Origin of the sequence: Roseovarius azorensis (assembly GCF_900109455.1) — a bacterium.
In the GTDB taxonomy this organism is placed as follows: Bacteria; Pseudomonadota; Alphaproteobacteria; order Rhodobacterales; family Rhodobacteraceae; genus Roseovarius; species Roseovarius azorensis.
In genome coordinates this window covers 333,389-353,238 of the sequence record NZ_FOAG01000001.1, presented here as the reverse complement: position 1 = coordinate 353,238, position 19,850 = coordinate 333,389, and the positions used below count along the sequence as shown (strand labels likewise).

The window sequence follows — 19,850 nt, the reverse complement described above, 5'->3', positions numbered from 1 at the left end:
GCCTTTGGCGGTGGGATTTCGGGAACGATGAAGGGCTGATCCTGTTTCATCGTTCCGAAATACTCATGACCCGCCGGTCAGGTCCGCTCAGAACGGCACGTCATCCGCGCCGGTGATGAACCGCGCAACAACCTTTTTCGTACCTGCCTTGTCGAACTCGATCTCGAGCTTGTCGCCCTCGATGCCGATGATGGCCCCATAGCCGAATTTCTGATGGAACACGCGCTCGCCCATCACATGGGCGCTGACCGCCTGCGCGTCGATCACCGGGCTGCGGGCTGCGTGCGGCTGGCTCAGGGGGCGCTCGGCGCTGCGCGCCTGCAGGCGTCGCCAACCGGGAGAGTTGTAGACATTGGCTTCGGCGGCGCGGGTCTCGATGCTCGTCGTGGCCGCCGCGCCATAGCCGCCGCCATAGAGGCCCGGCGGCGTCAGCACCTCGACGTGATCGGGCGGCAGTTCGTCGATGAAGCGCGAGGGCATTTGTGATTGCCACTGGCCGTAGACACGGCGGTTACCGGCAAAGGAGATGGTGCAGACCTCCTCGGCGCGGGTGATGCCGACATAGGCAAGGCGGCGTTCCTCCTCCAGCCCGCGCACGCCGATTTCATCCATCGAGCGTTGCGAGGGGAACAACCCATCCTCCCAGCCAGGCAGAAAGATGGCGGGAAACTCCAGTCCCTTGGCGGCGTGCAGGGTCATCAGCGTGACCTTTTCGCCCGCCTCATCGCTTTCGTTGTCCATGATCAGGCTGACATGTTCCAGAAACCCTTGCAGGTTCTCGAACTGCTCCAACGCCTTGAGCAGCTCCTTGAGGTTCTCCAGCCGCCCCGGCGCCTCGGGCGTCTTGTCGTTTTGCCACATGGCCGTGTAGCCGGATTCGTCGAGGATCATTTCGGCCAGTTCAATATGGCTGATCGCCGCGTCGCCCGCCATGCGGCCCCAGCGGGCCAGACCGTCGATCAGACGGCGCAACTCTCCCGCGCCCTTGCCGGCGGTCCCCTTGTCGTCCAGCAATATCCGCGCACCTTCGACCAGCGACACGCCGTTCTGCCGCGCGGTGATCTGGATTTTCTGCTGCGCCTTGTCGCCCAACCCCCGCTTGGGCGTGTTGACGATCCGCTCAAAGGCCAGATCGTCGGCGGGGCTGACCACCAGCCGGAAATAGGCCATGGCGTCGCGGATCTCCATCCGCTCATAGAAACGCGGGCCGCCAATGACGCGATAGGGCAGCCCGATGGTCAGAAACCGATCCTCGAAGGCGCGCATCTGGTGGGAGGCGCGCACGAGGATGGCCATGTCATCCAGCGAAAACGGGCGCATCCCGCGCGTGCCGCGCTGCATGCTCTCGATTTCCTCGCCGATCCAGCGGGCCTCTTCCTCGCCGTCCCAGTGACCGATCAGGCGCACCTTTTCGCCGCTCTCGGCCTCGGTCCACAACTCCTTGCCCAGCCGCCCCTGATTGGCCGAGATCACGCCCGAGGCGGCGGCGAGGATATGCGGGGTCGAGCGGTAATTCTGCTCCAGCCGGATCACCGCCGCACCGGGAAAATCCTTTTCGAACCGCAGGATATTGCCCACTTCGGCGCCGCGCCAGCCATAGATCGACTGGTCGTCGTCACCCACGCAGCAGATGTTGCGATGCCCGCCCGCCAGCAGCCGCAGCCAGAGATATTGCGCGACATTGGTGTCCTGATACTCGTCCACCAGAATGTAACGGAACCAGCGCTGATATTGCGCCAGAACGTCGTCATGTCTCTGAAAGATCGTGACCACATGCAGCAGCAGATCGCCGAAATCGACCGCGTTCAGTTCGCGCAGCCGGGTCTGATAGAGCCGGTAGAGCGCCGGTCCCTTGCCGTCATAGGCGCTGCCCTCGGAGGCGGGCAGATTGTCGGGCGTCCAGGCGCGGTTCTTCCACTGGTCGATGATCCCCGCGAGCAACCGGGCGGGCCAGCGCTTGTCGTCGATATTGGCGGCCTGCACCAGTTGTTTGAGCAGGCGCAATTGATCATCGGTGTCCAGAATCGTGAAATTCGACTTGAGTCCCGCCAGTTCCGCGTGCCGCCTGAGCAATTTCACGCAGATCGCATGGAAGGTGCCAAGCCACGGCATCCCCTCGGCGGGCTGTCCGAGAAGGCGCGCGACACGCTCTTTCATCTCGCGCGCGGCCTTGTTGGTGAAGGTCACGGCGAGCACCTCGTTGGGCCGCGCGCGGCCCGTGTTGAGCAGATGCACGATGCGGGTGGTCAGTGCCTTGGTCTTGCCGGTGCCCGCCCCGGCGAGCATCAGTACCGGGCCGTCCAGCGTTTCGACCGCCCGGCGCTGTTCGGGGTTGAGATCACCCAGATAGGGCATGGGCCGCGCTGCCATGGCGCGGGCGGCAAGGCTGGCACCATCAAAGGCGTCGGAGTCGTCAAAGCTGCTCATGAAGCGGACAATAGCGCGGGGTTCGCCAGAGATAAAGTTAATGTTCGGGGATTGTTCCATCAGCCTCTACCCTCTGGACAAGCACCTGAAAACCCGTGCAAATGCGGTCCATGGATCTGCATTCCCGATATCCCGCCCTCAGCGACCTGCGCGCGCGCGCCATGCGGCGGGTGCCGCGCTTCGTCTGGGAATACCTCGACAGCGGCACCGGGGTCGAGGCGACCAAGGCGCGCAACCGCGCGATGCTGGATCAGGTGCGGCTCAGCCCGTCGATCCTGCATGGCGAGTTTACCCCTGATCTGACCACCCCGCTTCTGGGCCAGACCCATGCGCTGCCGGTCGGCATTGCGCCGGTTGGCATGTCGGGGCTGATCTGGCCCGACGCAGAGCGGCATCTGGCCCGCGCCGCGACGGCGGCGGGCATTCCCTACACGCTCTCGACCGTGGCCAGCCAGAAGCCCGAGGATGTCGGACCCTGTCTGAACGGTCAGGGCTGGTTTCAGATGTATCCGCCGCGCGATCCGGAGATTCGTGCCGATATGCTCAGACGCGCGCGTGCCGCCGGATTCCGTGTGCTGGTGCTCACGGTCGATGTGCCGGTGGGGTCGCGCCGCGAGCGGCAGGTGCGTTCCGGTCTCACGCAACCGCCGAAACTGACACCGCGCCTGATGGCGCAGGTGGCGATCCGCCCGGTCTGGGCGCTGGGCATGGCGCAGCAGGGCATGCCGCGTATGCGACTGATCGACGAATATGCCGGCCAGACCAAGGGCCTGCCCTCGAACAAGCATGCAGGCTATCTGCTGCGCACCTCGCCCGACTGGGACTATCTGCGCTGGTTGCGCGAGGCCTGGGACGGGCCACTTGTGGTCAAGGGCGTGCTGCGCGGGGATGATGCAGAGGCTCTCGAAAAAGAGGGCGTCGATGCGCTCTGGATATCCAACCATGCGGGGCGCCAGTTCGACGCCGCCCCCGCCACCATCGAGGCGCTCCCCGAGGTGCGCGCCGCCACCGACCTGCCGATCATTCTGGATGGCGGGATCGAGGGCGGTCTGGATATCCTGCGCGCCGTGGCACTTGGTGCGGATTTCGTGATGATGGGGCGCGGCTGGCATTTCGCGCTGGCGGCTCTGGGCGCGCAAGGCCCCGCGCATCTGGCGGATATCCTCGCCGAGGACCTCAGGGCAAATATGGGCCAGCTTGGCACCGAGAGGCTCTGGGATGTGCGCAAACGCCTGATCCCGACCGGGTAAACCACCCTACCCTTGGGGACATGAAATTTCCCCACCCGGCAAATACGCCTGATGCCGGATTGCGCAAACCTTTCACAAATCCTACAAGGTCACTGCGCCGCAGCGCGGCATCACAGCCGCCGCAGGGACAGAACAACCGGGGGTAGAGGCCATGGCCGACTTCAAGAAAATCCTGATCGCCAACCGGGGCGAGATCGCCATCCGCATCATGCGCGCCGCCAATGAACTGGGCAAACGCACGGTGGCTGTCTTTGCCGAAGAGGACAAGCTGAGCCTGCATCGTTTCAAGGCAGACGAGGCCTATCGCATCGGCGAGGGGCTGGGGCCGGTCGCGGCCTATCTGTCGATTCAGGAAATCATCCGCGTGGCCAAACAGTCGGGCGCCGATGCCATCCATCCCGGTTATGGGCTCTTGTCGGAGAACCCCGATTTCGTCGAGGCCTGCGACGCGGCGGGCATCACCTTTATCGGCCCAAGGGCCGAGACGATGCGCGCGCTTGGCGACAAGGCCAGCGCGCGGCGCGTGGCGATAGAGGCGGGCGTACCGGTCATCCCCGCCACCGAAGTGCTGGGCGACGACATGGAGGCAATCCGCCGCGAGGCCGAGGCGGTCGGCTATCCGCTGATGCTCAAGGCCAGCTGGGGCGGTGGCGGGCGCGGGATGCGACCGATCAATGGCCCCGAGGAGCTGGCGGAAAAGGTGCTGGAGGGGCGGCGCGAAGCCGAGGCGGCCTTTGGCAATGGCGAGGGCTATCTGGAAAAGATGATCCTGCGCGCGCGCCATGTCGAGGTGCAGATCCTCGGCGACAAGCATGGCAACATGTATCACCTCTTTGAGCGTGACTGCTCGGTCCAGCGCCGCAACCAGAAGGTCGTGGAACGCGCCCCCGCCCCCTATCTGTCGGAGGCGCAGCGCGAGGAATTGTGTCAGCTTGGCTACAAGATCTGCAAACACGTCGATTACGAATGCGCGGGCACCGTCGAATTCCTGATGGATATGGATACCGGGCAGTTCTATTTCATCGAGGTCAACCCGCGCGTGCAGGTCGAGCATACGGTGACCGAAGAGGTCACCGGCATCGACATCGTGCAGGCCCAGATCAAGATCGCCGAGGGCAAGAGCCTGATCGAGGCCACCGGCAAGGCCAGCCAGTATGACATCACACTGAACGGCCACGCGCTGCAGACGCGGATCACCACCGAGGATCCGCTCAACAACTTCATCCCCGATTATGGCCGGATAACCGCCTATCGCTCGGCCACCGGCATGGGCATCCGCCTGGATGGCGGCACCGCCTATTCGGGGGGCGTCATCACCCGTTATTACGACAGCCTGCTGACCAAGGTCACCGCCTGGGCGCCCACGCCCGAGGCGGCGATCGCCCGGATGGACCGCGCGTTGCGCGAATTCCGCATTCGCGGGGTCAGCACCAATATCGCCTTTGTCGAGAACCTGCTGAAACACCCCACGTTCCTCAACAACCAGTACACGACCAAGTTCATCGACACCACGCCGGAGTTGTTCAAGTTCTCCAAGCGGCGCGACCGGGGCACCAAGGTGCTGACCTATATCGCCGATATCACGGTGAACGGACACCCCGAGACGGCAGGCCGGGCCAAGCCTGCCGATGTCAAACTGCCGCGCCCGCCTGCGCCGGCGGCCGATCCGGCGCCGGGCACCCGGACGCTGCTGCAGGAAAAGGGCGCCAAAGCCGTGGCCGACTGGATGCTGGCGCAAAAGCGGCTGTTGCTGACCGACACAACCATGCGTGACGGCCATCAGTCGCTGCTGGCCACGCGCATGCGCTCGATCGACATGCTGCGCGCGGCGCCGGCCTATGCGGCCAACCTGCCGGGGCTGTTCAGCGTCGAATGCTGGGGCGGAGCCACCTTTGACGTGGCCTATCGGTTCCTGCAGGAATGTCCGTGGCAACGGCTGCGCGACCTGCGCCGGGCGATGCCCAATCTGCTGACGCAGATGCTGCTGCGCGCCTCGAACGGCGTGGGCTATACCAATTACCCCGACAACGTGGTGCGCGAATTCGTGCGGCAGGCGGCGGCGACCGGCGTCGATGTGTTCCGCGTCTTCGACAGCCTCAACTGGATCGAGAACATGCGCGTCGCGATGGATGCGGTGATCGAGTCGGGCCGCATCTGCGAGGCTGCGATCTGTTATACCGGCGATATCCTCGATCCTGACCGGGCCAAGTATGATCTGAAATACTATGTCGGAATGGCGCGCGAGTTGCAGGACGCGGGCGCGCATATCCTCGGACTCAAGGATATGGCGGGCCTGCTCAAACCGGCCTCTGCCAGCATTCTGGTCAGGGCGCTCAAGGAAGAGCTGGACATCCCCGTTCATTTCCACACGCATGACACCTCGGGCATCGCGGGCGCCACCATCATGGCCGCCGCCGAGGCGGGGGTCGATGCGGTGGATGCGGCGATGGATGCGTTTTCCGGCGGCACCTCGCAACCCTGCCTTGGCAGTATCGTCGAAGCGCTGCGCCACACCGAGCGCGACACCGGCCTGAGTATAGAGCGTATCCGCGAGATGTCGGATTACTGGGAACAGGTGCGCGCGCAGTATGTGGCGTTCGAGGCCGGCCTTCAGGCCCCTGCCTCCGAGGTCTATCTGCACGAGATGCCCGGCGGACAGTTCACCAATCTCAAGGCGCAGGCGCGTTCGCTCGGCCTTGAGGAGCGCTGGCCCGAGGTGGCGCGCACCTATGCAGAGGTCAACCAGATGTTCGGCGACATCGTCAAGGTAACGCCAAGCTCCAAGGTCGTGGGGGACATGGCGCTGATGATGGTCAGCCAGGGCCTGACCCGCGCGCAAGTCGAGGATCCGGCGACCGATGTGGCCTTTCCCGACAGCGTGATCGACATGATGCGCGGCAATCTCGGTCAGCCGCCGGGAGGTTTCCCAAAGGCAATCGTCAAAAAGGTACTCAAGGGCGAGAAACCCAATACCGACCGACCGGGCAAGCATCTCAAGCCGATTGATCTAGAGGCCACCCGCAACAAGCTCTCGCAGGAACTCGACGGCAAATCCGTCGATGACGAGGATCTGAACGGATACCTGATGTATCCCAAGGTGTTTCTCGATTACATGGGCCGCCACCGGATCTATGGTCCGGTGCGCACCCTGCCCACGCGCACGTTTTTCTACGGCATGGAGCCGGGCGAGGAAATCAGCGTCGAGATAGACCCCGGCAAGATCCTGGAGATCCGCCTGCAGGCGGTGGGCGAGACCAACGAGGAAGGCGAGGTCAAGGTGTTCTTCGAACTCAACGGCCAGCCGCGCGTCATCCGCGTGCCGAACCGACTGGTCAAGTCGCAGACCGCCGCCCGGCCCAAGGCCGAACATGGCAATCCCAACCATATCGGCGCGCCGATGCCCGGCGTGGTGGCCAGCGTCGCGGCTCAGGCAGGCAAGAAGGTGACGGCGGGCGATCTGCTGCTGACCATCGAGGCGATGAAGATGGAAACCGGTATTCACGCCGAACGCGATGCGGTGGTTCGCGCGGTGCATGTCCAGCCCGGCGGCCAGATCGACGCCAAGGATCTGCTGGTGGAACTGGAGTAGCGGAGTCTCCATCCCTCTCCCGCCACCCTCGGGCGCACCCCGTCACCCTCGGGTTCAGCCCGAGGGTCTCCCCGCCGCTCAGTATCCTCCGATCGAGCCGGAGGATCATGACCCATGAGAGAGCATGCACGCCCTCTGCCGCCGTCCTGCAATTCCGCTTTCCCCGGCGCGCGAAATCTCCAATGATGCGCGGGATTCTCCTGCTCTGGACCAGGCATGCAAAAGATCCTCGTTTTCACTGACATCCACATCCTGCCCGAGGGCGGAACGATCATCGGCCTCGATCCTCATGCGCGTTTCAGCCAAGGGCTGGCGCATGCGCTGGACAGCCACCCCGACGCCGCGCATGTCGTGCTGTGCGGCGATCTGACCCATAACGCAGCCCCTGCCGAATATGCGCGGCTGCAAGAGGCGCTGGCGGCCTGCCCGCTGCCTGTCAGCCTGATGCTGGGCAATCACGACCGGCGCGCGCCGTTTCTGGCGGCCTTTCCCGACGCGGCGCGCATGCAGACGGGTCATGTCCAGCAGGTGCAGGACATCGGCGATTACCGCCTGATCTGTCTCGACACCCTGGATGAAGAGGCCGAGGACATCCATTCGGGATACCTCTGCGACACCCGTCTCGGCTGGCTCGACGCGGCGCTCGCGGGCGCGGCGCACCTCCGGGTGATCGTCTTTTGCCACCATCCCCCGGTTCTGACCGGGTTCGGCGGCATGGATCAAATCGGCCTGAGAAATCGCGCCGAACTGATCTCGCTCCTGACCGCGCATGGTAACGTGACCCAGATCGTTTCAGGCCATATCCACCGCACATTGCAGGGCAGCGCGGGCGGGATTCCCGTGGCGGTTTTCAAAAGCCCCTGCCACCAGATGCCCATGGCCCTGGGCGATCAGAACCCCAGCCTCTCGATCGACGAGCCCGGTGCTTACGGCCTGTTGCTGCTGACCGAGGAGGGCGTAATCGTGCATACCGAGGATTTCACCCTGCCACCGACCGAGGCGGCGATCTACGACTGACAAGGAAAGACACCACATGTCCATGACCATCACACCGCTTTACGCGGGTCTCATCGGCCTCCTTTTCGTCCTGCTCAGCGTCCGGGTCATCGCCGCGCGAGGCGCAACCCAAGTCTCGCTGGGCGATGGCGGCGAAAGAATGCTGGTCAAGCGCATCCGCGTGCAGGGCAACTGTGCGGAATATGCCCCCATCGGCCTCTTGCTGCTGGCGATGGCGGAATTGCAGGGCGCGCCGGGCTGGGTGGTGCATCTGCTTGGCCTCAGCCTGCTGGCCGGACGGGTTCTGCACGCTATTGGTCTCGGCCGCACGCCGCAGATCACCATATTCCGGCGCGCAGGCATGGTGCTGACCTTTGCGATGATCACGTTCGCCGCGCTGGCCAATATCGGACATGCCCTGATCTGACGGACCTGGACAGGCGCCCTGCGCGGCGATGGCGCAGCAGGCTTTCCCGGATGGAAAAAATCGGCCATCATCCTAAAACGTACTGAGATCCGCTGCGCGGGCGCCACTCGCGCGCCGGATGAGGGAGGACTGACTCATGTGCCGAATCTTTGCCGGGCAGGACCCGGACCGCTACACGCTGGAAACCCGCCGGATGCGCCTGAACGGGCAGAGCACCAGCATCCGGCTGGAAAAATCGTTCTGGGGTATCCTTGACGAGATCGCCGAGAGCGAGGCGCTTTCGACGCCCGCCTTCGTGTCGAAACTGCATGCCGAAGTGCTGGAACTGCACGGCGAGCCCAAGAATTTCACCGCACTCCTACGCTGCACCTGCCTTGTGCATCTGGAAAACCCGCTGGAAGCGGGGGCGCGGCAGATTGCGGCAGAGTGACATCTGACCGACACTGGCAGGGCTTGCGGGTGGCGTATCCGCGCGCGGGACGGGGCGACCGTCAGCACCTTTGACGGGCGGTCGGAATTTTAGCCTGTAGCGGCTATCTCGACGAATACCCCTCCGACCCGTCGCCCGCCCTTGACCGCTTGCAGACCTTCGCAGCATCCCGACCCGTCGCACCACAAACACCGCGACGGCGTTGTTTCGTGTAGTATCCCCTTACTACCCGCGCCACCCCTCGCCTTGGTAAACTTCCCGGACCAGATGAAACTATCCGGAGGAATTGATGGCCAAAGCCATTCACAGCATGATCCGCGTTCTGGACGAAACGCGGTCCATAGATTTCTACAACCGTGCCTTTGGCCTCAGGGTGGCCGACCGGCTGGATTTCGAGAAATTCACCCTGGTGTACATGTCGAACGACGAAAGCCCCTTCGAGGTCGAACTGACCATCAACAAGGGCCGCGCCGAACCCTATGATCGGGGCGACGGTTACGGCCACCTCGCCGTTCTGGTTGAGGATCTGGCGGCTGAACATGCGCGCTTTGAGGCCGAGGGCCTCGGCCCCCGCAAGATCGTGGAATTCGCGCCCGACGGCAAACTCGTCGGCAAGTTCTTTTTCGTGGCCGACCCGGATGGTTACGAAATCGAGGTGCTGGAGCGCGGCGGACGTTTCAAATGAGAGCACGGGCGCGCCCGGGGAGGGGCGCGCCCGTTTTGTTTTATGGGAGGAAAGCCAATGATTGAGACCAGACCCCGCAAGGGGCTTACCCGGCGCGCGCTGCTGTCGCGCTCCATGGCGGCGGGCGCGTCCCTTGTCGTGGGCGCGGGCTTTGTCGCGGGCTCGGATGCCGCCTGGGCGCTCGAGACCCAGGCGCTCAGGCCCGAGACCATGGCGACGCTCATCCAGATGGCGCGCGACATCTACCCGCATGATCACCTGGCCGACGAATACTATGCCATTGCCGTCAAGGGCTATGACACGGCCGAGGCCGCCGAAGGCATCGAGGCGGGCATTGCCGGGCTGAATGCGGCGGCGCAAGGCAAGGGGCACGCCGATTACCTCGGCATCAGCTGGGAGCGCGACCGCGTGGATATCCTGCGCTCGATGGAGGACAGCGCCTTTTTCCAGCAGATCCGCGGCGGGCTTGTGACCGGCCTCTATAACCAAAAGGCGGTATGGCCGCTGTTCGGTTATGAGGGCGAGTCGTTCAGCCAGGGCGGCTATATCGACCGCGGCTTTGACGACATCAACTGGCTTTAGGCCATGGCCAACTGAGGAGGAACCCGACTATGGCTGCACCTTTTGATCTGAGCGACGATACGGTGATCGTCGTCATCGGCACCGGCGCGGGCGGCGGCGTGCTGTCGAATGAACTGGCGCAACGCGGCGTATCCGTCGTGGCGCTGGAGGCGGGCGGACGCTATCTGCCCGAGGATTACGTCAACGACGAATGGGAAAGTTTCGGACAACTGGCCTGGCTCGACCCGCGCACCACATCCGGCGACTGGCGGGTGGCGAGGGATTTTTCCGGGCTGCCCGCCTGGATCGTCAAGGCCGTGGGCGGCACCACGACCCATTGGGCGGGCGCCTCGATCCGCTTTCAGGACCATGAATGGAAGGCCGCGACCACCTATGGCCCGGTTCAGGGCGCAAATCTGCTCGACTGGCCCATCGGCGCCGAGGAAATGGCCCCCTGGTATGATCTGGCCGAGAAAAAGCTGGGCGTGACACGCACCAACGACATCCCCGGCCTGCCCGGCTGCAACAACTACAAGGTGTTCGAGGCGGGCGCCAAGGCGCTCGGCTACAAGGAGGTTCACACCGGCCGCATGGCGATAAACAGCCAGGACTATGACGGTCGGCTGGCCTGCCAGCAGACCGGGTTCTGCTTTCAGGGCTGCAAATGGGGCGCGAAATGGTCCGCCGCCTACACCGACATCCCGCGCGGCGAGGCCACCGGCAATCTCGAGGTGCGTGAGCGCGCGCATGTGGCGCGCATCCTGCACGATGACGCGGGCAAGGTCACGGGGGTGGAATATTTCGACGCCGACGGCAACCTGCAGATGCAGAAGGCGCGCGCGGTCTGCGTGGCGGGCAACTCATTCGAATCCCCTCGTCTGCTGCTCAACTCCGCCTCGTCGATGTTCCCCGACGGGCTGGCCAATTCCTCGGGTCAGGTGGGCCGCAACTACATGCGCCACATGACCGGATCGGTCTACGGCGTGTTCGACAAGCCGGTGAAGATGTGGCGCGGCACCACGATGGCGGGCATCATCCAGGACGAGGCGCGGCACGATCCCTCGCGCGGGTTCGTCGGCGGCTACGAGTTGGAAACGCTGGCGCTTGGCCTGCCGTTCATGGCGGCGTTTCTCGATCCGGGGTCATGGGGACGCGAGTTCACCACCGCGCTCGATTCGTATGAGAACATGGCCGGCATGTGGATCGTCGGCGAGGACATGCCGCAGGAAACCAACCGCGTCACCCTCAACCACGAGGTTCAGGATCAATACGGCCTGCCCGTGGCCAATGTGCATTTCTCTGACCACCCCAATGACATCGCGATGCGCAACCACGCCTACAGGCAGGGCATCGCGGTTTACGAGGCCGTGGGCGCCACGCGTACCTTCCCCACCCCGCCCTACCCGTCCACGCATAACCTGGGCACCAACCGGATGTCGGAGAACCCGCGCGACGGGGTGGTGAACAAATGGGGCCAGACGCATGACATCGCCAATCTCTTCGTCTCGGACGGCTCGCAATTCACCACCGGGGCGGCGGAGAACCCGACGCTGACCATTGTCGCCCTCGCCATCCGGCAGGCCGATCACATCGCCGGCGAACTCTCACGCGGCAACCTCTGACCGGGTTGCCCGTCTCTCCCCCGGCGTTTCTCTCTCCCCAGGATGCCGGGGGACTTGGGGCCTGTGACCTGAGGCGGGGATCAACTGGCGGCAGCGCGCCTCAGTTCGACCAACTGGCGATGACATCGTAGCCTTCGGGCTTGGGTGGCGCTTCGAGATGACCGGCAAAATTGCTCCAGAGCCGGGCCACCGTTTCGGCATTCGCCTTCGATGTCGCCTCGCTTTCGACCACGGCCACCACATATCCGCTGCCGTCCGCGTTCATGACGTTCAGGAAATGCTGCATGCCGGGCATGCCCATGATCTGATCGCGCAGCGAATTCATCAATTCGGTTGCAGCATCGCGGCTGCCGGATTTCATCTTGTAATGCGTTACTCTGGCAAACATATTTCGTCCTCCCTGAAATGGCAGGGCGTCGTTCGACCATCTCGCACCGACGCCTGCGCTGGCCAGTATACCACAGGACCGCGGCACCTGCGTCAGACCTTTCGGGCGGGCGGGTTCCTCCTTGGCGGAAAAATTCCGCGCAGCCCGCGTTTTTCCTCTTGCAGCCGCGCGCCAGACTTTATATCTCACGCCTCACCCAAGGATGCGGGCGTAGCTCAGGGGTAGAGCATTACCTTGCCAAGGTAAGGGTCGTGAGTTCGAATCTCATCGCCCGCTCCAATTTTCAACCGTTTTCGGATGGCTGCCATGGGACGCATTTTGTGCGTCTCAGGTTGCCGACGTGGACTGGGGCCGGAAGGCTGCGCAGACATCGCCGGACGGTTCGGAATCCGAGGGGGAACAGGCGGGATTCAGGCATCCGGTTTCTGACGCGCACCTCCCCCAGCCGTAACAGACCGGAGGGGTTGTGATCTGCCCCGAATGACATGTCATGGCAGGCAGGTGAAAACACGCCGGTACCGGAAGGTCCGGGCAGCGCACGCTGAACGTTCCAGAGTCGGAGTGAGCGCTGACAGTACTCGAACGGCAGAATTCTGACTCGTCAAGCCCCAGCCATGAACAGCCGGGGGTTTGTCTGCAATCTGGAACGCGCTCGGCGCGTTCCCCTGCCGTCGTCGCGCGTTCAGCCCGGACGCGGCAGATCCACCTGGTCGAACACCGCCATGTCCCCCAGGCTACGCGCGAGGATCAGCGCGCCCTCGGAGGCCGCGAGCGTGCTCAGCGCCAGCCTGCGCCGCGCGGGCGCATCCACGCGCTGCCCCCACGCGGTGCGCGCCAATGCGGCCTCGGTCCATGCCACCGAGCGTTCGAAGAACCTGCGGGTCTCGGCGGCCACGGCGTCGGGCAGGTCGGCGACCTCGGCCCCCAGCATTCCACAGAGACACATCAGGTTTTTCTCGACCAGCGAGCGCCGGGCCTGCCCGTGCAGCCGCGTCTGCACCGCCTCGACCTCAAGAGGGGCCTCATCAACCGGGCCGAGCGCGGTCAGGAAATCCTCTGTGTAGCGCCGCGCAACTGCTGCCCCAAGCGCCTCCTTGGTGGGAAAATGATAATGCACGCTAGCGCTCTTGACGCCCACCGCATCGGCAATCTCGCGAAAACTGAACCCGTTATAACCCCGGCTGCGGATCATCGTTGCGGCGGTTCTCAGGATCGTCTCCTTCATGTCTTGCACGGTCATGGCGCCCCCTCTCCCTACCCATAGATAGACGCAGCGCGGCAGGCGATCAAGCTGCGGTTGGCGGCCTGGCCGGGGAGTCACGTTTTGCCATCACCCCCGCGCGGGCGCGGGGGTGACCCGGCGACCGGGGGTTTTCGGGCAACGCCCGGCCCCCTTCATGCGCGCCATGGCCTCTTGGGCCTTGGCGCGCGGTCCTGCGCCGATTATACACCGCCCGGAACCCCGAGCGGAGGCCCCATGCGCAGCGCCACAGTAACCCGGAAAACCGCCGAGACCGATATCAGCGTCAAAATCACGCTGGACGGCAGCGGCAGCTATGACAACCAGACCGGCGTGGGCTTCTTCGATCACATGCTGGATCAACTGGCGCGGCATTCCCTGATCGACATGACCATCCGCTGCGCGGGCGACCTGCATATCGACGATCACCACACGGTCGAGGATGTGGGCATAGCACTCGGTCAGGCGCTCACTCAGGCGCTCGGCGACAAGCGCGGCATCCGCCGCTACGGGGCGTGCCTGTTGCCCATGGACGACGCGCTGGTGCGTGCGGCCCTCGATCTGTCGGGGCGTCCCTATCTGGTGTGGAACATGGAGCTGCCGACACCCAGGATCGGCACATTCGACACCGAACTGGTGCGTGAGTTCTTTCAGGCGTTCAGCACGCATGGTGGCATCACCTTGCATGTCGATGCGCTGCACGGCATCAACAGTCACCACATGGCCGAGGCGGCGTTCAAGGCCGTGGCGCGCAGCCTGCGCGAGGCGGTGGAAAGCGATCCGCGCAAGGCGGACGCCATCCCCTCGACCAAGGGATCGCTCTGACCCATGACCACCATCGTCGTCGATTACGAGAGCGGCAACCTGCACTCGGCCGAAAAAGCGTTTCAACGCATGGCACGCGAGACGGGCACCGGCGACGTTATCGTCACCTCCGACCCCGACACGATCCGCCACGCGGACCGCATCGTGCTGCCCGGCGACGGCGCCTTTCCGGCCTGCCGCAAGGCGCTCTTTGATCATCGCGGCGTGTTCGAGGCGATAGAGGAGGCAGTGATCGGCGCAGGCCGCCCCTTCATGGGCATCTGCATCGGCATGCAGATGCTCGCCACGCGCGGTCTGGAATACGAGGAAACCGCCGGATTCGACTGGATCGGCGGCACGGTCGAGCCTGTCTCCCCTGCCGATCCCGCGCTCAAGGTGCCGCACATGGGCTGGAACGATCTGGTGATCGACCATCCGCACCCGGTTCTGGACGGAATCTCGGACGGCGATCACGCCTATTTCGTGCATTCCTATCATTTCCGCGTGGCCGATCCCGCGCACCTGCTGGCGCATGTCGATTACGCCGGAGCGATCACCGCCGTGGTGGGCCGCGACACCATCGTCGGCACCCAGTTTCACCCGGAAAAAAGCCAGAAAACCGGCCTGCGCCTCATCGCCAATTTCCTGCGCTGGACCCCCTGACCGGCTCAGTTCGGGCGGGCCCAGACCTGGCTCTGGCAGATCGGGCCGACGCAGCCGCTGACCTTCAGCCGGTTCCCCTCGAGCAGCATCGTCGCGGCATATTCGCGGTCATGCGCGGGGACCCAGGCGCGCCCGCTATAGCGGTCCGTTCCCGCCGGGGTCATGTCCCAAAAGACCCGCTTGCCGACATTGGGTGTGGTGATCTCGTGTCCTTCGGCGCTGTAGGCGCGAATGATGCGTCCACAGAGCGCCTCGGCACATCGGGTCACCTCGACATGCGCAATCTGACCCTTCCTGTCGGGTCCGGTCTGCCACACGCCCAGCGCCGGATCGGCGCTGGCGGCACTGCCCGCCCCCGACATCATCGCCGCAAGAATGATCCAACGCATGAGGCTCTCCTGCCTATGGATTGACGATCTCACCCGTAGACTGAAGATAGGCGTTACCCGCCGCCTTGCCACGGTCGGGCGGCGTATCCGCGCGGATTTCAGCGCATGGCGGGGCTTTGCTGCCGCTCATCCACGCGCCCAGAGACGCGGCTCCGCCATCTCGAGCGAATTCCCCGCCGGATCGCGGAAATAGATCGAGCGCGCGCCGTTCGGCCAGTGGAAATCGGCCTCGATCTCCACCCCTGCCGCCTCCAGCCGCGCACGCCAGTCGTCAAGCGCCACCCCCTCCACCGCAAAGCAGAAATGCCCCGGCCCCCCTGCGCCATGCGGCGGCACGGGTAGCTCCGGGTCGTTCGGCGGCTTACAGGTCTCGGACGGGTTGAAGATCAGTAGTACGCCTGCGCCGACCCGGTAGAACACGTGCCGTTCGCCCACCCGCGCGATCCGCTCCAGCCCCAGCAAATTCCCGTAAAACCGCTCTGCCGCATCGAGATCGGCGGCATAGAGCGCAGCCTCCAGGATGGCGTCAGGCGGGGCGGTGGCGGGCAGACTCTGCTTTGTCATGCGCGCAGCATATCCCAGATGCTGCCCTGACAAAACCGGGCGGGCCTGTCCCGCGATTACTCGACCTTCTGCCAGGAGCCGCCATCGCGGCAGATGCCCAGCACGCAGCCGCTGACCTTGAGCGTGTTGCCACTCAGTTGCAGGCGGGAATTGTAGGTCTTGTCGCGGTCGGGCGCATAAACCTTGCCCTTGTATTGCCCGTCGCCGGTGGGGGCGGTCTCGGAAATGATGTTGCGCCCGATATTCTTGCTCGCCATCTCGTTGCCCTCGGCATCGAAGGACTTGACCAGCTTGCCACAGAGTTTGGCCCCGCAGGGCGCCACCTCGACCAGCCCCGAATGGCCGTTGTCATCCTTGGCCGTCCGCCATGTCCCCAATAGCGGCTCGGCCATCGCCGTCCCCGCGCTCAAGCCCAGCACCGCCGTCATCATCATCAGTTTGCGCATGTCTCGATCCTCCCTGACATCTGGTGCAAAACCTGTGCCATGCCCGCGCCGCAAATCAAGTCTGACGTCGGGTCGCGTTGCATTTGCCCCGCGCCCGTGCAAAACCCCGCCGTGCCCCATCGCAGAAAGGTCAGCACCATGATCCTCTACCCCGCCATCGACCTAAAGGACGGCAAGGCCGTGCGCCTCTTGCGCGGCGATATGGACCGCGCCACGGTGTTCAATGACGACCCGGCGGCGCAGGCGACGGAATTCGTCGATGCGGGCTGCGAATGGCTGCACCTCGTCGATCTCAACGGTGCCTTTGCCGGTCAACCGGTCAATGCCGCCCCGGTCGAGGCGATCCTTGCCGCCTGCCGCGTGCCCGCGCAACTGGGTGGCGGCATCCGCGACATGGCCACGATCGAGGCGTGGCTATCCAGGGGCCTCGCGCGGGTGATCCTGGGCACCGTGGCGGTGGAGAACCCCGACCTCGTGCGCGCGGCGGCGCGCGCCTTTCCAGGGCAGGTGGCGGTGGGCATCGACGCGCGCGGCGGGCGCGTGGCGACAAGAGGCTGGGCCGAGGAGACGGACGTGGACGCCACCGATCTTGCCCGATCCTTCGAGGACGCGGGCGTGGCGGCGATCATCTATACCGACATCAACCGCGACGGCGCGATGCAGGGCCCGAATATTGAGGCCACGGCGGCGCTGGCGCGTGTCGTTTCCATCCCGGTGATCGCCTCGGGCGGGGTGTCGTCGCTCGACGATCTCATCGCGTTGCGCGATTGCGGCGCGGCGCTCAACGGCGCAATCTCGGGGCGCGCGCTCTATGACGGGGCGCTCGACCTCAGGGCGGCACTGGCCGCGCTCCGGGCCTGACGGCCGGGTCCACGCAGACCCTGCAGATAATCGCGACCTGCTCTGGCATGTCCCGGCATTTGCCCATAAACAACGCGGTGAAAACCCTCGGACGGCGAAACCATGCTCAAGACCCGTATCATCCCCTGTCTCGATGTCGCCGACGGTCGCGTGGTCAAGGGTGTGAATTTCGTCGATCTGCGCGACGCGGGCGATCCGGTCGATGCCGCACGCGCCTATGACGCGGCGGGCGCGGATGAGCTGTGTTTCCTCGACATCCACGCCACGCATGAAAACCGCGGCACCATGTTCGACGTGGTCCGCCGCACCGCCGAGGCCTGCTATATCCCGCTCACCGTTGGCGGCGGCGTGCGCAGCGCGCAGGACGTGCGCGCCCTGCTTCTGGCGGGTGCCGACAAGGTCAGCTTCAATTCCGCCGCCGTGGCCGACCCCGATGTGGTCGCCCGCGCCGCCGATCAGTTCGGCAGCCAGTGCATCGTGGTGGCCATCGACGCCAAGACGGTCGCCCCCGGCAAATGGGAAATCTTTACCCATGGCGGGCGCAAGCCCACCGGCATCGACGCGGTGGAATTTGCCCGTCTCGTGGCCGCGAAAGGGGCGGGCGAGATCCTGCTTACCTCGATGGACCGCGACGGCACGCGGGCGGGCTTCAACCTGCCGCTCACCCGCTCCATTGCCGATGCGGTGGATATTCCCGTCATCGCGAGCGGAGGCGTGGGCACGCTCGACCATCTTGTCGAAGGTGTGACAAAGGGCCATGCCTCGGCGGTGCTCGCCGCCTCGATCTTTCACTTCGGCACCTATACTATCGCTGAGGCCAAGGCGCACATGGCCGCCGCAGGCATCCCCATGAGGCTGGCAGCATGACCCTCGACGATCTCGCCCGCACCATCGCCGCCCGCGCCGCCGCCGACCCGTCGTCAAGCTGGACCGCGAAGCTGCTGGCCAAGGGCCCCGAGAAATGCGCCGAGAAATTCGGCGAAGAGGCGATAGAGGCGATCATCGAGGCGATCAGGGGCGACCGCGAGCGCCTCGCCTCCGAGGCGGCGGACGTGCTGTTTCACCTGCTTGTCATGCTGCAATCGCGTGGCGTAACCCTCGCCGAGGTGATGGCAGAGCTTGCCCGCCGTCAGGGCACCTCGGGCCTCGCCGAAAAATCCAGCCGCCCCCGAGAGTGACCACATGATCCGCCATATCGTATTCTTCTCCGCCGCCAACCCGGAGGATGTCGAGCGCATTCGCGACGGGCTGATGATGCTCGCCGATATCCCGCATTCCTCGCATTTCGAAGTGGGGCGCAATCTGCAGAGCGATGCCCTGACCGGCAGCCGCGTCGATCTGGTGGTCTATGCCGAATTCAGCGACGAGACCGCGCTCGCCGCCTACAAGGCGCATCCGATCTACGCAGACTGTATCACCCGCGTCCGCCCTTTGCGCGAATTACGCATCGCAGCGGATTTCAAGGCGGGCTGATCCTGCCTTTCATCGTTCCATAAATATGCATCTTCTGGACATCCGCTGATGTCCGGACGGGCCTCAAAGTTTCGACGAGATCACGCCCGTGTTGAACCCGCCCATGCGCAATTCGCCAAAAAGCCGCTGATATTCGATCTTGGGACAGCGGTTCATCACCACATCCACTCCCCGCGCCCGCGCCATCGCTGCCGCCTCGGCATTTTCCACACCGATCTGCATCCATATGGTCCGCAGTTTCGGGAACGTCGCCAATGCCTCTTCGACGATCGGCACCACATGCTCGGAGCGGCGAAAGATGTCGATCATGTCGACATCGCCTTCAACTTCGCTCAGCCGCGCCACCACCCGTCTGCCAAAGAGCATCTCTCCCGCATGGCCCGGATTGACCGGCACCACATCGAATTTCCTGAGGCTGAGATAGCGCGCCACGTAATAGCTGGGGCGCACCGGATTCATCGACACGCCGACCACCGCCACGCGGCGGGTGCGGGTCAGGATCTCGCGCAGGTGGGAATCACTGTATTCTTCGCTCATGCGCCGACTCAATCACGAACGCGGCCAGGAAAAAAGCGCCCAAGACAATGCTTGGGCGCCAGTCGCGGAACGAGGGACAGTGATAGGAAGCGCCGATGTTCCGTATCAACGCTTCTGGGACAAATGTAGGTCCGATTCGCACAATAAAAAGGGTTTGTAATATACCTGTGAATACCGCTCGACCTGCGCGTGCAGTGTCAGTCGAATATATCCTCGACCGCATCGAGGACCTCGTCCCATATTCGTCTGCCCCAGTTCCTGCGCCGCTCGCGCGGCCTGTCCTGCCGTGAATCGGGGCGGCTGTCCCGCCTCAGCGTGGGGGCCGTCCTCGGCCGGGTGGCGCCGGATCCATCCTTGCGCAACGGCATCGTCTTCATCTCGTGCAGTGGCGCGCCGCAGCGCGAACAGGCCAATTCGTGCCGTCCGCGGTCCAGCACCAGCGCAGCACGGGTGCCGCAGTAACAGCATGTGGCGATCTTGGGTGTCATCATCCCCATA

22 protein-coding genes and 1 tRNA gene are annotated in these 19,850 nt (G+C 64.5%); 15 read left to right on the top strand and 8 right to left on the bottom strand.

The window, feature by feature from the left end; all coding sequences use genetic code 11:
- Positions 1–87: 87 nt before the first annotated feature.
- Positions 88–2,427, bottom strand: a complete 2,340-nt coding sequence (locus BSG08_RS01805; RefSeq protein ID WP_093031091.1) for an ATP-dependent helicase — start codon at positions 2,425–2,427, stop codon at positions 88–90.
- Positions 2,428–2,528: 101 nt separating this feature from the next.
- Between BSG08_RS01805 and BSG08_RS01800 the strand changes: the two genes are divergently transcribed.
- From BSG08_RS01800 to BSG08_RS01765, 8 genes are all read left to right on the top strand, one after another.
- Positions 2,529–3,677 carry an alpha-hydroxy acid oxidase gene (locus tag BSG08_RS01800; protein WP_093031088.1) on the top strand — a complete coding sequence of 383 codons (1,149 nt, stop codon included), beginning with the start codon at positions 2,529–2,531 and terminating at the stop codon, positions 3,675–3,677.
- A 151-nt stretch (positions 3,678–3,828) separates the two neighbouring features.
- A complete protein-coding gene (locus BSG08_RS01795) occupies positions 3,829–7,266 on the top strand; it encodes a pyruvate carboxylase (protein ID WP_093031085.1) in 3,438 nt (1,145 codons plus the stop codon).
- 216 nt (positions 7,267–7,482) lie between these two features.
- Complete coding sequence (locus BSG08_RS01790; protein ID WP_093031082.1) at positions 7,483–8,283, top strand: phosphodiesterase; 801 nt, start codon at positions 7,483–7,485, stop codon at positions 8,281–8,283.
- A gap of 16 nt (positions 8,284–8,299) precedes the next feature.
- Positions 8,300–8,689, top strand: coding sequence for an MAPEG family protein (locus tag BSG08_RS01785; protein WP_093031079.1), 390 nt, complete (start codon positions 8,300–8,302; stop codon positions 8,687–8,689).
- Positions 8,690–8,825: 136 nt separating this feature from the next.
- On the top strand, positions 8,826–9,119 hold the full coding sequence (locus tag BSG08_RS01780; protein WP_093031076.1) for a ribbon-helix-helix domain-containing protein: 294 nt from the start codon (positions 8,826–8,828) through the stop codon (positions 9,117–9,119).
- Between the two features lie 289 nt (positions 9,120–9,408).
- Complete coding sequence (locus tag BSG08_RS01775) at positions 9,409–9,804, top strand: VOC family protein (RefSeq protein ID WP_093031073.1); 396 nt, start codon at positions 9,409–9,411, stop codon at positions 9,802–9,804.
- Between the two features lie 57 nt (positions 9,805–9,861).
- Positions 9,862–10,386 (top strand): Twin-arginine translocation pathway signal, encoded by a 525-nt coding sequence (locus tag BSG08_RS01770; protein ID WP_093031070.1) that lies wholly within the window; start codon positions 9,862–9,864, stop codon positions 10,384–10,386.
- A gap of 29 nt (positions 10,387–10,415) precedes the next feature.
- Positions 10,416–11,987, top strand: coding sequence for a GMC family oxidoreductase (locus BSG08_RS01765; protein ID WP_093031066.1), 1,572 nt, complete (start codon positions 10,416–10,418; stop codon positions 11,985–11,987).
- Between the two features lie 100 nt (positions 11,988–12,087).
- Here the strand turns inward: BSG08_RS01765 and BSG08_RS01760 are convergent, their stop codons facing one another.
- Positions 12,088–12,375 (bottom strand): hypothetical protein, encoded by a 288-nt coding sequence (locus tag BSG08_RS01760; protein ID WP_093031062.1) that lies wholly within the window; start codon positions 12,373–12,375, stop codon positions 12,088–12,090.
- A 204-nt stretch (positions 12,376–12,579) separates the two neighbouring features.
- Between BSG08_RS01760 and BSG08_RS01755 the strand changes: the two genes are divergently transcribed.
- Positions 12,580–12,654: transfer RNA gene (locus tag BSG08_RS01755), tRNA-Gly, on the top strand.
- Between the two features lie 403 nt (positions 12,655–13,057).
- Here BSG08_RS01755 and BSG08_RS01750 read toward each other — a convergent pair.
- Positions 13,058–13,615, bottom strand: coding sequence for a TetR/AcrR family transcriptional regulator (locus BSG08_RS01750; RefSeq protein ID WP_093031059.1), 558 nt, complete (start codon positions 13,613–13,615; stop codon positions 13,058–13,060).
- Between the two features lie 237 nt (positions 13,616–13,852).
- On the opposite strand from BSG08_RS01750, the gene hisB reads away from it, so the two are divergent.
- On the top strand, positions 13,853–14,440 hold the full coding sequence (gene hisB, locus BSG08_RS01745) for an imidazoleglycerol-phosphate dehydratase HisB (RefSeq protein ID WP_093031057.1): 588 nt from the start codon (positions 13,853–13,855) through the stop codon (positions 14,438–14,440).
- A gap of 3 nt (positions 14,441–14,443) precedes the next feature.
- Positions 14,444–15,082 (top strand): imidazole glycerol phosphate synthase subunit HisH, encoded by a 639-nt coding sequence (gene hisH, locus BSG08_RS01740; RefSeq protein ID WP_093031054.1) that lies wholly within the window; start codon positions 14,444–14,446, stop codon positions 15,080–15,082.
- Positions 15,083–15,087: 5 nt separating this feature from the next.
- Here the strand turns inward: hisH and BSG08_RS01735 are convergent, their stop codons facing one another.
- The 3 genes from BSG08_RS01735 to BSG08_RS01725 all read right to left on the bottom strand — a co-directional run bounded on the left by BSG08_RS01735 (position 15,088) and on the right by BSG08_RS01725 (position 16,481).
- Positions 15,088–15,471 (bottom strand): DUF2147 domain-containing protein, encoded by a 384-nt coding sequence (locus BSG08_RS01735; RefSeq protein WP_093031051.1) that lies wholly within the window; start codon positions 15,469–15,471, stop codon positions 15,088–15,090.
- Positions 15,472–15,597: 126 nt separating this feature from the next.
- The gene (locus BSG08_RS01730; RefSeq protein ID WP_093031048.1) at positions 15,598–16,035 is read right to left on the bottom strand and encodes a VOC family protein; all 438 of its coding nucleotides are present in this window, start codon (positions 16,033–16,035) and stop codon (positions 15,598–15,600) included.
- Positions 16,036–16,091: 56 nt separating this feature from the next.
- Positions 16,092–16,481, bottom strand: coding sequence for a DUF2147 domain-containing protein (locus BSG08_RS01725; protein ID WP_093031045.1), 390 nt, complete (start codon positions 16,479–16,481; stop codon positions 16,092–16,094).
- A 138-nt stretch (positions 16,482–16,619) separates the two neighbouring features.
- Here BSG08_RS01725 and hisA point away from each other — a divergent pair, with 138 nt between their 5' ends.
- The 4 genes from hisA to BSG08_RS01705 all read left to right on the top strand — a co-directional run bounded on the left by hisA (position 16,620) and on the right by BSG08_RS01705 (position 18,815).
- Positions 16,620–17,342 carry a 1-(5-phosphoribosyl)-5-[(5-phosphoribosylamino)methylideneamino]imidazole-4-carboxamide isomerase gene (gene hisA / locus BSG08_RS01720; protein WP_093031953.1) on the top strand — a complete coding sequence of 241 codons (723 nt, stop codon included), beginning with the start codon at positions 16,620–16,622 and terminating at the stop codon, positions 17,340–17,342.
- 102 nt (positions 17,343–17,444) lie between these two features.
- The gene (gene hisF / locus BSG08_RS01715) at positions 17,445–18,209 is read left to right on the top strand and encodes an imidazole glycerol phosphate synthase subunit HisF (protein WP_093031043.1); all 765 of its coding nucleotides are present in this window, start codon (positions 17,445–17,447) and stop codon (positions 18,207–18,209) included.
- A complete protein-coding gene (locus BSG08_RS01710; protein WP_093031040.1) occupies positions 18,206–18,520 on the top strand; it encodes a phosphoribosyl-ATP diphosphatase in 315 nt (104 codons plus the stop codon). Before hisF ends, BSG08_RS01710 begins: the two co-directional genes overlap by 4 nt.
- 4 nt (positions 18,521–18,524) lie before the next feature.
- Positions 18,525–18,815 (top strand): Dabb family protein, encoded by a 291-nt coding sequence (locus tag BSG08_RS01705; RefSeq protein WP_093031037.1) that lies wholly within the window; start codon positions 18,525–18,527, stop codon positions 18,813–18,815.
- 63 nt (positions 18,816–18,878) lie between these two features.
- Here the strand turns inward: BSG08_RS01705 and BSG08_RS01700 are convergent, their stop codons facing one another.
- Both BSG08_RS01700 and BSG08_RS01695 read right to left on the bottom strand, forming a co-directional pair.
- Positions 18,879–19,352, bottom strand: a complete 474-nt coding sequence (locus tag BSG08_RS01700; RefSeq protein ID WP_093031034.1) for a CoA-binding protein — start codon at positions 19,350–19,352, stop codon at positions 18,879–18,881.
- Between the two features lie 197 nt (positions 19,353–19,549).
- On the bottom strand, positions 19,550–19,843 hold the full coding sequence (locus BSG08_RS01695) for a hypothetical protein (protein WP_093031950.1): 294 nt from the start codon (positions 19,841–19,843) through the stop codon (positions 19,550–19,552).
- Between the last annotated feature and the right edge of the window lie 7 nt (positions 19,844–19,850).